The organism is Mycobacterium palustre (assembly GCF_002101785.1).
GTDB lineage: Bacteria > Actinomycetota > Actinomycetes > Mycobacteriales > Mycobacteriaceae > Mycobacterium > Mycobacterium palustre.
Genome location: NZ_LQPJ01000052.1, coordinates 23,579 through 37,348, shown reverse-complemented (window position 1 = coordinate 37,348; position 13,770 = coordinate 23,579). Strand labels below are relative to the sequence as shown.

Annotated in this window: 11 protein-coding genes and 1 pseudogene; 4 read left to right on the top strand and 8 right to left on the bottom strand. The window is 70.7% G+C overall.

The window, feature by feature from the left end:
* The first annotated feature begins 221 nt into the window (after positions 1-221).
* Positions 222-722 carry a hypothetical protein gene (locus tag AWC19_RS03985; protein ID WP_142280965.1) on the top strand — a complete coding sequence of 167 codons (501 nt, stop codon included), beginning with the start codon at positions 222-224 and terminating at the stop codon, positions 720-722.
* A 33-nt stretch (positions 723-755) separates the two neighbouring features.
* On the opposite strand, the gene AWC19_RS03980 is transcribed toward AWC19_RS03985, so the two are convergent.
* The gene (locus AWC19_RS03980; RefSeq protein ID WP_085076788.1) at positions 756-968 is read right to left on the bottom strand and encodes a hypothetical protein; all 213 of its coding nucleotides are present in this window, start codon (positions 966-968) and stop codon (positions 756-758) included.
* Positions 969-1,014: 46 nt separating this feature from the next.
* Entirely contained in the window at positions 1,015-3,780 is a 2,766-nt protein-coding gene (locus tag AWC19_RS03975; protein WP_085076787.1) for a helix-turn-helix transcriptional regulator, read from the bottom strand.
* Between the two features lie 213 nt (positions 3,781-3,993).
* Between AWC19_RS03975 and AWC19_RS03970 the strand changes: the two genes are divergently transcribed.
* Both AWC19_RS03970 and ilvA read left to right on the top strand, forming a co-directional pair.
* On the top strand, positions 3,994-4,431 hold the full coding sequence (locus AWC19_RS03970; RefSeq protein WP_085076786.1) for a nitroreductase family deazaflavin-dependent oxidoreductase: 438 nt from the start codon (positions 3,994-3,996) through the stop codon (positions 4,429-4,431).
* Positions 4,432-4,586: 155 nt separating this feature from the next.
* Positions 4,587-5,867: a threonine ammonia-lyase gene (gene ilvA, locus AWC19_RS03965; RefSeq protein WP_085076785.1), complete on the top strand. Its 1,281-nt coding sequence runs from the start codon at positions 4,587-4,589 to the stop codon at positions 5,865-5,867.
* Positions 5,868-5,944: 77 nt separating this feature from the next.
* On the opposite strand, the gene AWC19_RS03960 is transcribed toward ilvA, so the two are convergent.
* The gene (locus AWC19_RS03960) at positions 5,945-6,589 is read right to left on the bottom strand and encodes a pyridoxamine 5'-phosphate oxidase family protein (protein ID WP_211284838.1); all 645 of its coding nucleotides are present in this window, start codon (positions 6,587-6,589) and stop codon (positions 5,945-5,947) included.
* Between the two features lie 41 nt (positions 6,590-6,630).
* Between AWC19_RS03960 and AWC19_RS03955 the strand changes: the two genes are divergently transcribed.
* On the top strand, positions 6,631-7,944 hold the full coding sequence (locus AWC19_RS03955) for an aminotransferase class I/II-fold pyridoxal phosphate-dependent enzyme (RefSeq protein WP_085076783.1): 1,314 nt from the start codon (positions 6,631-6,633) through the stop codon (positions 7,942-7,944).
* Here AWC19_RS03955 and AWC19_RS03950 read toward each other — a convergent pair.
* The 5 genes and pseudogenes from AWC19_RS03950 to treY all read right to left on the bottom strand — a co-directional run bounded on the left by AWC19_RS03950 (position 7,922) and on the right by treY (position 13,767).
* Positions 7,922-8,539 carry a mismatch-specific DNA-glycosylase gene (locus AWC19_RS03950; RefSeq protein ID WP_085076810.1) on the bottom strand — a complete coding sequence of 206 codons (618 nt, stop codon included), beginning with the start codon at positions 8,537-8,539 and terminating at the stop codon, positions 7,922-7,924. The two genes, AWC19_RS03955 and AWC19_RS03950, sit on opposite strands and share 23 nt — an antisense overlap.
* A pseudogene (locus AWC19_RS30325) lies at positions 8,536-8,625 on the bottom strand (DUF6131 family protein); the annotation flags it as partial. The pseudogene AWC19_RS30325 and the gene AWC19_RS03950, both read right to left, overlap by 4 nt.
* A gap of 145 nt (positions 8,626-8,770) precedes the next feature.
* Entirely contained in the window at positions 8,771-9,673 is a 903-nt protein-coding gene (locus tag AWC19_RS03945) for a class I SAM-dependent methyltransferase (protein WP_085076782.1), read from the bottom strand.
* 55 nt (positions 9,674-9,728) lie between these two features.
* A complete protein-coding gene (gene treZ / locus AWC19_RS03940; RefSeq protein WP_085076781.1) occupies positions 9,729-11,474 on the bottom strand; it encodes a malto-oligosyltrehalose trehalohydrolase in 1,746 nt (581 codons plus the stop codon).
* A complete protein-coding gene (treY, locus tag AWC19_RS03935) occupies positions 11,467-13,767 on the bottom strand; it encodes a malto-oligosyltrehalose synthase (protein ID WP_085076780.1) in 2,301 nt (766 codons plus the stop codon). The genes treZ and treY overlap by 8 nt, the downstream gene beginning before the upstream one ends.
* Positions 13,768-13,770: the final 3 nt, after the last annotated feature.

Sequence of the window (13,770 nt, the reverse complement as noted above, 5' to 3'; positions counted from 1 at the left end):
GACGCCGCCGCGTGCGCTCGAGTGAGGCGAATTTGTAGGGGAATCACTTATTTCCCCGCGGCCCGACTGGACGTAGCGTCGAGTCGTCGGCAAGACCGAGGAGCCAGTGGAGATTCGCGGCATCGAGGAGAATCGCTGTGCAGCAACAACTTTGCGTACCCATCGCGTCGATAACGGCGGCGGGCCGGCCCGTCGCCGCACCGGTATGTCGCCCAGCAGCGTTGCTCGCCGCCGCCGCGGCGCTGTGCTGCGTTGTCGCGGGGTGCGGGTCGGGAGAGCCCGCGACGGGCGCGGGCGCTCCGGCGGCGTCGCAAAGCGCAGCGCCGCAACGGGCGGCGCGCATCGACGCTTGCTCGATGGTTGCGCCGCAAGACATTTCGTCGCTGCTCGGTGTCTCCGTGACCGGCGTGTCGACGGGTAAGACCGCCCAGATGGGGGATTGCACGTGGACGAATCCGGCTACCGAGGAATCGGTGTCGCTGACGATCAGCAACCCCGGCACGGCTGCCGACAACAAGCTCCCCGCGCCACCTTCGGGCTTTCCCTTGCCGAACGGCCCCGGGCCCGACGGCATGCGGTATCTGGGTGGCGGGCAGGTCGAATTCGCCGCCGGTAACAGGAGCAATACCGTGCAGGTGGCCGTTCTGCGGCTTTCGCCGTCCCAGGCCAACGCCGCGGCGGTGGATCTCGCCCGCAAGATCGCTCCAAAGGTGCCTCAATAGGCACACCGCGTCATCGACGCCAGATCCGCGAAATCAGCAGTCGAAGGCCGCGGGCCAGCCGCCGAACGCGTAGTCATCGGCGGGCACCGCCAGCGCCATCAACAACCGGATCTGGGTGCCGCCCGCCGCGACGGACGTGGCACCGTCGATGAGGCGTCCGGCGGTCTCGCTGATGCAACGAGCGTGCGCTCGAGGGCCGTACCACTCGACGAGGAAGCGCTCGAGCGGCGCTTCGGTGCGGTCCATCGCCCCACGCTATCGGGCCGCACCGTCGGTCGATATCAGGGATTTCCTACTCTTTGGGCAATGCGGGGTTCGTGGTATCGATTGCGCGGTATAGCTCCACGCGCGACCGGACCCCCAGTTTTTGGTAGCTGCGGCTGAGGTTGACCTCGACGGTTTTGGGACTGATGAACAGTGCGGCGGCGATTTCGCGGTTGGTCATCCCCGAGACGGCCAGTTCGGCGACGCGCTGTTCGGATGGGGTGAGCGTTCCGGTGCGGCGCCTGCCCGAAGTGCCGCGGGCCAGCTCGGCGCCGGCGCGGGTGGCCCACAAGGGAGTGCCGAGTCGGTCGAAGGTCTGCTGCGCCTCGCGCAAGGTGGCGGTGGCGGTGTCGCGGTGGCGTTGGCGGCGCTGGAGCTGACCGAGCAACAGCTGGGTTCGGGCCCGCTCGAAGGGCATCGGCAGGCGCTCGTGTTCGGCCATCGCGAGTTCGGCTGTGGCGCTGGCCCCCTCAAGGTCGCCGCGTGCGGCGAACTGCATCGCACGGCCGCGCAGGGCAACGGCCAGCATCCAGGCGCGATCGAGGCGGCGTCCGTTGCGCTCCAGGGCGGCGATCAATGGCTCGGCCTCGTCGGCGCGGCCAACGCCGATCAGCGCCTCGACGGCATCGGGGAGGAATCCGGCGACGAAGATCTCCGTCGCCTCCGGCGCCGCCTTGATGATCCCCAGCAGCGGTTCGAGCTCGGCGATCGCCGCCGGATAATTGCCGAGCGAGACCTCGAGAAAACCCAATGTCGCGACTGTCGACGCTGTCAGAAGTCGGGAGCCGCTGCGGGAGATGGGCCCGATCGCCTCGCTGACGTCGCGGCGGGCGTCGGGTTCGCGCCCGATGTAGGCGGAAACGATCCCTCGGGCGGCCAACGCCGCCGACAGCTGTAGCGCGCCCTCCAACTGCCGCGCCCGTTCGCAGGTGTCTTCGGCGATCAGGGCGGCGTAGCCAAAGTCCGCGCGCCATATCTCGTTGAGAACGCAGTGAAACGAGACGAAGACCAAGTCGCTTTCCTCGCCACGCTCGATGCATCTTTGCCTGATGGCCACGTACTGGCCATGGGCAACATCGAGTTGACCGGTCCAGGCCATGACCATCGCGCTATGGAATGTGGGGTGCAACGTCACCGAGATCGCCGTTTCGCGCTCGGCGAGCGCCAAAGCGTGCCGCAGGTTCCGCTCGTCCAAACCGTCGCCGAGCAGCAGGCGCACCACGGCGCGCATGCCAAGGGCCTGGCTCAATTGTTGCGAGTGGCCGAGCCGCTCGGCGCCCGTGACCGCATCGGCGATGCTGCGCGCGGACGCAGCGAGTCGGCCGATACGGACCTGCACCCAGGCCAAGGCGACCAGAATCTGCACGCGCAATGCGAGGTCGTCGCCTGCCTCCCCGAGGGCCCGCTCGAAATAGTTTGCGCTGTCAAGCAAACTCACCTCTACCTGGCTCATCACGGCGAGCAGATTCAACGCCTGCGCCCGCACCGGAGGTGACGCGGGCTTTTCGATGGTTCGCTCGAGCAAGGCGCGTGCCTGGGCGGCGTTTCCGGCGTTGAAATGAAATGCCGCACAACGGATTCGGCGCTCGGGTGTGTCGCCACCGAGCCGCATTGCCAATTCAAGCAGTTCGCTAGCGGTGGCCGGCGCCCCTCTGCCGCGCGCGATTTCCGCGGCCGTGTCAAGGGCTTCAAGGGTTTGCGGCTCGCCGGTGGGATCGGACAGGGCGAGGTGGCGTGCCCGAAGTTCGGGCTCGGTGACGAGTTCGGCCAGGCGGCGGTGCATGGCGCGTCGGCGCCCGGGGGCTGCGGTGCTGTACACGCCGTGGGCCAGTAGCGGATGGGTGAATTGAACTCGGTTGCCCTCGAAGGCCACCACGGCCTGCGCTTCGGCCGCATCGAGCAGCTTCACAACGCGATCCGGTGCGGTGCCGGTGACTTGGGCGACCAGCTGGACCGTCGGAGCGGGCACGCACGACATCGCCAGCAGCACGTCTTTCGCGCCCGTGCCGACCCGGCCGATCCGGGTGCGCACCAGGTCGCTGAGGCTGGCTGGCAAGCCCAATTCGGTGTTCGCGCGTCGGGTGCCGATTTCGCGGGCCAATTCCAATGCGTAGAACGGATTTCCGCCCGAGACGCTGTGCAGGCGCAGCAACGCGGGCCGAGTTGGCGAGCCGCCCAACCGCAACGTCAGGACTTGGTGCAACTCGCCAACCGTCAATGGCTGCAACCGGATTCGGCGCACGGCATCCGGGCTGGCGAGCTGCAGCCGAGGGGCCGCCTCCCCGGTGCGTACCGTCCATACCATTGCCGCACCGACCGGAAGCCTTCGCGCGGCGAACGACACGACGTTGGCGCTGGAGGTGTCCAGCCACTGCAGGTCGTCGATGGCGACGAGCACCGGGACCTCGGCAGCGAGCCGGTCGATGACGGTGACAAACGCCGCGGCCACGGCCCTGGCGTCGGTGTCGCGCGTGCCGTCTCGGCGGCGCAACAGTGCGGCATCCAAAGCCGCCTGCTGGGGCGCGGGAAGATCCGCCAATATCGGGTCGTCGACATCGCTGACCAGATCTGCCAGCGCGGTGTAGGCCAGCACGGATTCGGCGGCGGCGGCGCGGCTGGTGAGTACGCGAAAGCCACGGTCACGGGCCCGCGCCAGCGTGTCCTGCCACAGTGTCGTCTTGCCGATACCCGCGTCGCCTTCGATCACCAGTGCACACGGCTGGCGGGTCGCCGAGTCGAAAAAGTCGGCGAGGGCTTGCTCTTCAGCCTGCCGGCTGACGATTCGCTGCGCCATGGTCGGTCCTAGGCCCTAGGTCACCGGGCTCACAGACCGCGCACCTCATCGAGCCGCCGCCCTTTAATCGAGCTTTCCCGCCGAAGGGACACCGGTTAGACGGTACTCACATCCACGCTGTGCCCGGCCCAATTAAGCAGAACTGGCCGGGGACCGCCGAAAACGCCTGCCCGAGCCGGCACGGGCCACGCGCACTATGCCTAAGCTTGGGCTATGCCGCTTACGGGTGAATACGCGCCCAGCCCCTGGGATTGGTCCCGCGAACAAGCCGACAAGTACGCCGAATCCGGCGGTGCCGAGGCCGCGGACATGAACGGTAAGCCCATCATCGTGCTGACCACGATCGGAGCCAAGACCGGCAAGGTCCGCAAGACCCCGCTCATGCGCGTCGAGCACGACGGCGAGTACGCGATCGTCGCCTCGCTCGGCGGGGCGCCGAAGCACCCGGTCTGGTACTACAACGTCAAGAAGAACCCGCGGGTCGAGCTGCAGGACGGCAGCGTCACCCGCGACTACGAGGCCCGCGAAGTGTTCGGCGACGAGAAGGCCACCTGGTGGGAGCGCGCCGTCGAGGCCTGGCCGGACTACGCCGAGTACCAGAAAAAGACGGACCGCCAAATCCCGGTGTTCGTGCTGACCCCGGTCGACTAGTGGCGACCGCAAGCGCGGCGTAGCCGGGCGCGGCGGGTCGCCACCATGGGTCTCGTGGCGATCGCAAGCGCGGCGTAGCCGGGCGCGGCGGGTCGCCACCATCGGACCGATCCACCGGGCTGATACCCGGCCGGGCGGCATGGGACCATTGACCGGTGTCCGCTGAACTGAGCAGGAGCCCGGCCAGGTCGCCGTTGTGCGCGGCCGACATCGACGCGGCGGCGCAGCGGATCGCCCCGGTGGTGACGCCCACGCCCCTGCAGTTGAGCGATCGGCTGTCGGCGATCACCGGCGCGCAGGTGTACCTCAAGCGCGAAGACCTGCAGGTGGTGCGGTCCTACAAGCTGCGTGGCGCCTACAACCTGCTGGTGCAGCTCTCCGACGAGGAGCTGGCCGCCGGCGTCGTGTGCTCGTCGGCGGGGAACCACGCCCAGGGCTTCGCGTACGCGTGCCGGACGCTGGGCGTGCGCGGCCGCGTCTACGTGCCGGCCAAGACGCCGAAGCAGAAGCGTGACCGCATCCGCTACCACGGCGGGGAGTTCATCGAGCTGATCGTGGGCGGGTCGACCTACGACCTGGCCGCCGAGGCGGCCCTGGCCGACGTGGAGCGCACCGGCGCCACGCTGGTGCCGCCGTACGACGACCTGCGCACCATGGCCGGGCAGGGCACCATCGCCGTCGAGCTGCTGGACCAGCTCGACGGGGAGCCCGACCTGGTGGTGGTCCCGGTGGGCGGCGGCGGCTGCATCGCCGGCATCACCACCTACCTGGCCGAGCGGACGTCGGGCACCTCGGTGCTGGGCGTGGAGCCGGCCGGCGCCGCGGCGATGATGGCCGCGCTGGCCGCCGGCGAGCCGGTGACGCTCGACCACGTCGACCAGTTCGTCGACGGCGCCGCGGTGCAGCGGGCCGGGACGCTGACCCATGCCGCGCTGGCCGCCGCCGGCGACATGGTGTCGATCACCGCGGTCGACGAGGGCGCCGTGTGCACCGCGATGCTCGACCTCTACCAGCACGAGGGCATCATCGCCGAGCCGGCCGGCGCACTGTCGGTGGCCGGCCTGCTGGAGGCCGACATCGAGCCCGGCTCGACCGTCGTGTGCCTGATCTCCGGCGGCAACAACGACGTGTCGCGCTACGGCGAGGTGCTGGAGCGCTCCCTGGTGCACCTCGGCCTCAAGCACTATTTCCTGGTGGACTTCCCGCAGGAGCCGGGCGCGCTGCGCCGGTTCCTCGACGACGTGCTCGGGCCCAACGACGACATCACCCTGTTCGAGTACGTCAAGCGCAACAACCGGGAGACCGGCGAGGCGCTGGTCGGCATCGAGCTGGGGTCGGCCGCCGATCTCGACGGCCTGCTGGCCCGGATGCGGGCCACCGAGCTGCACGTCGAGGCCCTCGAGCCCGGCTCGCCGGCATACCGCTACCTGCTGTAGGTGCCGGCCTTCGGCACGAGGGTGCGTAGCTGCACGCGTTTCGCGGCATGTCGGCGCGCAACCGCGCACGGTCGCGGCTAGCGCAGGTATGCCGGCAGCGGGATAGCCGGGTCCAGGTCGTCGGCCGGCAGCGGCGCTCCGGCCGTCAGGCTCAGCGGCACCACGCCGGCCCAGTGCGGCAGCGCGGTGTCCTCCGGGTCGTCGGCTGGGCCGCCCGAACGCGCCTTGGCCGACACCTCGGCGAGGTCCAGTGCGAGCACCCCGGTCGCGGCGAGCTCACGCGGGTCCGGGGCCCGGCAGTCCGCCGCCCGGCCGGGCCGGACGTGGTCCAGCAGGGCGGCCAGGGCGCGCCGCTTCTCGGCCGGATCGTCGACGACGCGCGCGTCGCCCCGCACCACCACCGAGCGGAAGTTGACCGAGTGGTGCATGGCGGCGCGGGCCAGCACCAGTCCGTCGACGAGGGTGGCGGTGACGCAGACGGGCAGGCCGTCCGGCGCGGATCGGGCCGCCAGCATCGGCCCCCCGCCCGTCGAGCCGTGTAGGTAGAGCGTCTCGCCGAGGCGGGCGTGCGTCGTCGGCAGCACCACGGGGTCGCCGGCGTTCAGGTAGCCCAGGTGGCAGATCAGCGCCTCGTCCAGGATCCGGTGGACGGTCTGGCGGTCGTATCGCGCGCGGTCCCGGTAGCGGGTTGGCGTGGTGCGGGGCGTGGGCCGGTAGCTCAACGGATTGCCTCCCGCTATTGTCCTAGTACATAATTACTCTCGTGTCAGTACGATATACGGGGACCGGGGCGCAATCCATAGCCGCCAACGTGGAGGACGCCATCTCCCGCGGCGCCCTGGCGCCCGGCGACGCGTTGCCGCCGATCCGCGACTTGGCCGGCCGGCTCGGCGTGAACGCCAACACCGTGGCCGCGGCGTATCGCCTGCTGCGCGATCGGGGGGCGATCGAGACGGCCGGGCGGCGCGGCACCCGGGTACGGCACCGCCCCGCGACCACGCCCCGCTCGCTGCTCGGGGTCGACGTCCCCAAAGGCGTGCGCGACCTGTCGACCGGCAACCCGGACCCGGCGCTGTTGCCGGTCGGGCTTGCCCGGGTCCGGCGGCCCGGGCCGGTGCTATACGGGGAGCCGGCCCTGTCGCCGGAGCTGGCCGAATTCACCCGTCACGCGCTCTCTTGCGACGGCGTGCCCGCCGATCACCTGGCGGTGACAAGCGGCGCGCTGGACGGCATCGAGCGCGCCCTGGCCGCGCACCTGCGCCCGGGGGACCGGGTGGCCGTCGAAGACCCGGGTTGGGCCAACCTCCTGGATCTGCTTGCAGCGCTTGGTCTTTCGGCCGAGCCGGTGCGGGTCGACGATGACGGGCCGGTGGTCGCCGACATGGAGCGCGCGCTCGGTCGCGGGGCGCGCGCGGTGGTGTTGACCAACCGCGCGCAAAACCCGACCGCTGCGGCGCTGTCGGCCGATCGCGCGGAAGCGTTGCGCGCCTTGCTGTCCGGCCGCGGCGACGACCTGCTGCTGGTCGAGGACGACCACTGCGCGGGCATCGCCGGCGCGGCGCTGCACACCCTGGCCGGATCGACGCGGCGCTGGGCCTTCGTGCGCTCGGCGTCGAAGGCCTACGGCCCCGACCTGCGCGTCGCGGTGCTCGCGGGGGACCGCCGCACCGTCGAGCGGGTGCAGGGCCGCCTGCGGCTGGGGCCCGGTTGGGTGAGCCACCTGTTGCAGGACATCGCGGTCGGCCTGTGGTCGGACCCGGAGGCGGCGCGCCTCGTCGGCCGGGCGGAGGCGCGATACGCCCGCACCCGGACGCGGTTGTGCGCCAAGTTGGCCGAGCGGGGCGTGGCCGCGCACGGGCGGTCCGGGCTCAACGTGTGGGTTGCGGTGCCCGACGAGACCGTCGCCATTACCCGGCTGCTGGCCGCGGGGTGGGCCGCGGCGCCCGGGACGCGTTTCCGGATCCGCACGTCACCCGGAATGCGGGTCACCATCGCCGATTTGGGCGACGACGAGATCGATCCGCTCGCCGGCGCGATCGCCGAAGCGGTGCGGGCTACCGGGCGTCCGAGCGTGTAGGAATGCCGGCGGCGCGGGCGACTTCGCCGTAGGCGGCGGCGAGGTCGGCCACGGACGCGTGGGCGTTGCGACCGCTCGGGTTGGGGACCACCCACAGTTCGGTGCCCGGGTAGGGCGTCGGCTGCTTCCCGGGCCTGGCGCGGCGGTCGCCGAACGCGTCGCGGAAGGCGATGATGCCGAGCACGGCGACGACGCGGGGCGAGTACCTTTCCACCGTCGCGTCGAGCTTGCGTCGGCCCTCGACCAGTTCGCGGACGGTCAGTTCGTCCGCGCCCGCGGTCGCCCGGTCGACGAGGTTGGTGATGCCGATGCCGCGATTCAACAGGTATTTCCGGTCGGCGGGCGTGAATCCGGACGAGGCGTCGATCAGGTGATCGGTGATGCCGGCGCGGAATAGCGCCGGCCAGAACCGATTGCCGCGCGGAGCGAAATGGGCTTGCACGGCAACGGTTCTCAGGCCGGGGTTGATCCCGACGAACAGCAGCCGGACTCGGCCCGAGATCAGGTCTGGCAGCGTCCTACCGCTGAACCGCTTCAGCTCGTCGCGGGTGAACCGAACCTTGCTTTCCGCGGCGGGGCCCCGGCCGGATGTCAGAACCAGTGCCGCCGACCGCCGACCGCGCGACCGGTGGCGCCGAGGATCCACAGGATGGCACCGATGACGACCAGGATGATGCCGAGGATGATCATGGCGAGCCCTCCGTTTCGCCTGATGGCTGACCTAGTAAGTCGACCACGGTGATGGGGGGTAGCGATACACCCCGCGGATAGGCGACGGTGGGCGACCACGTCGTCGTGACGCGCGGTCGTGACGAACGTGGCGTCCCTAACCCAGCGTGGCGGTCAGGTAGCCGGAGTCGCGGCCGAAGGCGGCCAACGGGTCGTCGGGCAGCTGAAACCCGTTGGCGGCGTATGCCTGCTCGGTGGTTCGGACGTCGACCCGCCAACCGTGTCCGGCGAGGTACTCGGCGGCGGTGTTGCGCTCGCCGGTGTAGAACAGCTCGGCCAGATTGATGTCGGAACCGATGCGGCGGGACCGCTCGGTGAGCCGGTCCGCCCAGTCCGGGGGGACATTGCGCAGGTCCAGGTGCTCGGTCGCGACCCTGCTGCCGGGCGCCGAGAGCCCGGTGACGTTGTCGAACAGGCGGTCCTGGGCCTCGGGCGGTAGGTAGGGCAGCAGGCCTTCGGCGCTCCACGCCGTCGGACGCGTCGTGTCGAACCCGGCCGCCGCCAGCGCCGCGGGCCAGTCGTCGCGCAGGTCGATCGCGACCGTGCGGCGCGGGGAGGTCGGTTCGGCCCCGAGGCCGGCCAGGGTCCGCGTCTTGAACTCGATGACCTCGGGCTGGTCGATCTCGTAGACCACCGTGCCGGCCGGCCACGGCAGGCGATAGGCGCGGGTGTCCAGGCCGGACGCCAGGATCACCGCCTGCGTGATGCCCGAACCGGTGGCCTGGACGAAGAAGTCGTCGAAAAAGCGCGTCCGCACGGCGATCTGCTCGTTCATGGAACGGCGGCTGAGCACGGGATCGTCGCCGGCGGGCCCGATCTCGCCGTCGATCAGCTTGACGAAGGTGTCGATGCCGACCGCGCGCACCAGCGGGTCGGCCCACGGGTCGTCCAGCAGGGGATCCGGGCCCTGCGACGCCATCGCGCGCGAAGCGGCCACCGCCGTCGCGGTCGCGCCGACGCTGGACGCCAGATCCCACGTGTCGTTCTCGGTGCGGGCCATCAGGCAGCCCCTTTCCGCGCGGCGCGCATTACTTAGGTGATCTAGGTGATGCTTCCTACTGTACCCGCAGGATGGCGAACGAGTGGCCGTCCAGGACGGTGCCCTGCCGGTCCACGGTCGGCTCCCCCCAAGCCAGCACGACCTCGCCGGCGACAGGGACGTTGACCGGCTCGGCGCCGAGGTTGCACACGATGCGCAACCCGCCGCGGCCCACGCTGATCCAGCGTTCGTCCTCGTCGTAGTCGACGGTGAGGTGATCGAGCCAGGGGTCGGCCATGTCGGCGTCGTGGTGCCGCAGGGCGATCAAATCCCGGTACACCCGGAGCAGCCGGGCGTGCTCGCCGGAGTCGACCTCGTCCCAAATCAGCTTGGAGCGCTGGAACGTCTGGGGATCCTGCGGGTCGGGGATGTCGTCGGCGTTCCAGCCGTGCTCGGCGAATTCGGCCTTGCGGCCCTCGGCGGTGGCGCGGGCCAGCTCCGGTTCGGGGTGGGAGCTGAAGAAGAGGAAGGGCGTCGAGGCCGCCCATTCCTCACCCATGAAAAGCATTGCGGTGTAGGGTGATCCGAGCGCGAGGGCGGCCTTGACGGCGAGCTGGCCGGCGTTCAGGTTCTGCGACGGGCGATCCCCGAGGGCGCGGTTGCCGACCTGGTCGTGGGTGCAGGTGTAGGCGACCAGCCGGGTGGCCGGGATGCCCGTGCCCTCGGTGGTGTCCAGCGGTCGCCCGTGGCGGCGGCGCCGGAACGACGAATACGTGCCGGCGTGAAAGTAACCGTGCCGCAGCGTTTCCGCCAGGGTTTGCAACGAACCGAAGTCGGCGTAGTAGCCCTGGCGTTCACCGGACACCGCCGTGTGGATCGCGTGATGGATGTCGTCGGCCCACTGGGCGGTCAGCCCGTAGCCGTTGCGGTCGCGGGGGGTGATCAACCGCGGGTCGTTGAGGTCGCTTTCGGCCACCAGCGACAGGGGCCGGCCCAGCTGCCTTGACAGCCAGTCGGTTTCGGTGGCGAGCTCTTCGAGGATGTGGATGGCCGTGGTGTCGACCAGCGCGTGCACGGCGTCCAGCCGCAGGCCGTCGGCGTGGAAGTCGCGCATCCAGCGCAGCGCGCACCCGATGATGTAGCGCCGCACCTCGTCCGAGTCGGCGTCGGCGATGTTGATCCCCTCGCCCCACGGGTTGCTCGCCGACGACAGGTAGGGCCCGAAGCGGGGCAGGTAGTTCCCGGACGGGCCCAGGTGGTTGAACACCGCGTCGATCAGCACCGCGAGGCCGCGGGCGTGGCAGGCGTCGACGAACCGGACCAGGGCGTCGGGTCCGCCGTAGGGTTCGTGCACGCTGTACCACAGCACGCCGTCGTACCCCCAGCCGTGGGTGCCGGCGAAGGAGTTCACCGGCATCAGCTCGACGAAGTCGACGCCCAGATCGACCAGATAGTCAAGCTTTTCAACGGCGGCATCCAGCGTGCCGGACGGTGTGAACGTCCCGACGTGCAGCTCGTAGATCACCGCGCGGCCGTCCAGCGAGCGGCCGGGCCAATTCCCGTCGGTCCAGGCGAATCCTGCGATGGCGCCCGGGTCCCACAGCTGCGAGCGGGCGTGCACCCCGTCGGGCTGGCGCGGCGACCGCGGGTCGGGCAGCACGGTCGGGTCGTCGTCGAGCAGGAACCCGTACCGGGCGTCCGGCGCCGCCTCGACGTCGGCGTGCCACCAGCCGTCGTCCGAGCGCGTCATCGCGTGCACCCGGCCGTCGACGTCGAGCCGCACCCGCGCCGGTTTGGGCGCCCACACCCGGAATTCAGCCATGATGGCGCTCCAGCAGCACGACGGGCAGGTCGGAGAACGACTGGGCGGCCGCCGTCGGACCGTCGGCGATGGCGCCGCTGAGCGCGTCCACCCAGGTACCCTCCGGCAGCGGCAACACGGTGTTGCCCCAGCCCTTTTCGGCCAGCCGGACGGTCCAGCGGGTCACCGCGACCACGATGTCCGTGCCGCGGCGGAACGCCACGATGTGCTCGCTGGCCTCGCCCTCGGCCAGCACCGGGACGTAGTCGCCGCGCAGGAACGTCTCGGGATGGGCGCGGCGCACCCGAAGCGCGGTGGTGACGACCCGAATCTTGGGGTGCTGCAGCTCTTTCAGCGCGGCCCGCCGCGCGGCGTAGTCGACCGCGCGGCGGTTGTCCGGGTCGACCAGGCTGTCGTCCCACAGCTCGGTGCCCTGGTAGACGTCGGGAATCCCCGGGACGGTCAGCGCCAGCAGCTTCTGGCCCAGCGCGTCGCTCGCGGCATGCGGATTGAGTTGCGAGACAAGCTCGGTCAGCTGGCCGGCCACCGGCCCGTCCAACACGGTGTCCAGCCAGGTGTGCACCGCCGTCTCGAACCCGGGGTCCGGGTCGTTCCAGGAGGTGTGCCAGGCCGCCTCGCGGATGGCCTTCTCGGCGTATTGGTGCAGCCGGCCGCGCAGCTCATCGGTCACCTGACCGGTGAGGGGCCACACGCCGAAGATGTTCTGCCACAAAAACTGTCCGGTTGCGGGTTCGGGGGAGGGTGCCTTGATCTCCCAGCGCGCCAAGAACTCCGTCCACAGCGACGGAACCTGGGAGAGCACGCCGATCCGGGCCCGCACGTCCTCGCCGCGCTTGGTGTCGTGGGTGGTCAGGGTCGTCATCGCCTGCGGCCACAGCCGGGCGCGGTCGGCGGCGTTCTGGTGAAACTCCGCCAGGCCGACGCCGAAGCGGTGGGGTTCGCCGCCCACCTCGTTGAGCGACACCAGCCGGGCGTCGCGGTAGAACAGGCAATCCTCGACGGCCTTGGCGGTCACCGCCCCGCACAGCTGCTGCAGCCGGGTGGCCGGCTCGCCGCGGTGGGCCAGCGCCGCGGCCAGGACCTGCAGCGCCGGTCCCAGATGCGGTGCGGCGGACTGGGTTTCGGCCAACGCCGTGGGCAGCATGGCGGCGAGGCCGGGGTAGTCGCAGCGGTAGACGTCGATGTGGGTGAGCAGCGTGGCCACGGCCTCGGGCAGCAACGGGTGGTCGACGCCCGCCGCGGCCGCGATGGCGCGCCGCAGCCGGGCCAGCTCGCTGGCCAACGTCTGCGTCGCGGTCCGAATCTTGAGCTCGGCCAGCAGCTTTGGCATGGCCCGGTAGTCGACGCCGGCGGAGCCGACGAGCGCGGTGAGCGCCGGTTCGCCGCCCGGGTCCACGAAGACCCCGCCGACCTGCCGCAGCACGTCGTAGCCGGTGGTGCCGGCCACCGGCAGCGTCGGCTCCAGCGCCTCGTCGACGGCGAGGATCTTCTCGATGACGATCCAGGCGTCCGGGCCGGTCAGCTCCCGCAGCCGGACCAGATATCCAGCGGGATCGGACAATCCGTCCGGGTGGTCGATGCGCACGCCGTCCACCAGGCCCTCGTTGAACCAGCGGGCCACCTCGGTGTGGGTGGCCGCGAACACCGCGGGGTCCTCCTGGCGTAGGCCGGCCAGCGAGGTGATCGAGAAGAACCGCCGGTAGCCGCAGACCCCGTTGCGCCAGCCCACCAGCCGGTAGTGCTGGCGGTCGTGCACCTGTTCGCCGGTTCCCTGTCCGGTGCCCGGCGCGATCGGCAGGGCCAGGTCGCCGAGGCGCAGCAGGTCCCCGTCGACCGTCAGGTCGGCCGCGTCGTCGTCAGACCCCAAGATGGGCAACACGATTCGGCCGTCCACGTCGAGGTCCCAGTCGATGTCGAAGAACGACGCGTACGGCGAGTCCCGGCCGTGCCGCAGCACGTCCCACCACCACGGGTTCTCCTGCGGCGAGTCGATGCCGACGTGGTTGGGCACGATGTCGACGACCAGCCCCATGCCGCGCGCGCGGGCCGCCGCCGACAACCGGGCCAGCCCGTCGGCACCGCCCAGTTCCGGTGACACCGTCGTCGGGTCGGTGACGTCGTAACCGTGCGTGGACCCGGGCGCCGCGGTCAGGATCGGCGACAGGTACAGGTGGGTCACGCCCAGGTCGTCGAGGTAGTCGAGGAGGTCCTCGGCGTCGGCGAGGGTGAACCCGAAGCCGCTGGACTCGCCGCGGAGCTGCAGCCGGTAGGTGGAAAGGACAGGTAAGGCCATGCG

Excerpts from the sequence above, each read along its gene's own strand:
- AWC19_RS03975 (WP_085076787.1), bottom strand. The coding sequence starts at position 3,780 with ATGGCGCAGCGAATCGTCAGCCGGCAGGCTGAAGAGCAAGCCCTCGCC.
- treY (WP_085076780.1), bottom strand. The coding sequence starts at position 13,767 with ATGGCCTTACCTGTCCTTTCCACCTACCGGCTGCAGCTCCGCGGCGAG.
- AWC19_RS03970 (WP_085076786.1), top strand. The coding sequence starts at position 3,994 with ATGCCGCTTACGGGTGAATACGCGCCCAGCCCCTGGGATTGGTCCCGC.
- AWC19_RS03980 (WP_085076788.1), bottom strand. The coding sequence starts at position 968 with ATGGACCGCACCGAAGCGCCGCTCGAGCGCTTCCTCGTCGAGTGGTAC.
- AWC19_RS03945 (WP_085076782.1), bottom strand. The coding sequence starts at position 9,673 with ATGGCCCGCACCGAGAACGACACGTGGGATCTGGCGTCCAGCGTCGGC.
- treZ (WP_085076781.1), bottom strand. The coding sequence starts at position 11,474 with ATGGCTGAATTCCGGGTGTGGGCGCCCAAACCGGCGCGGGTGCGGCTC.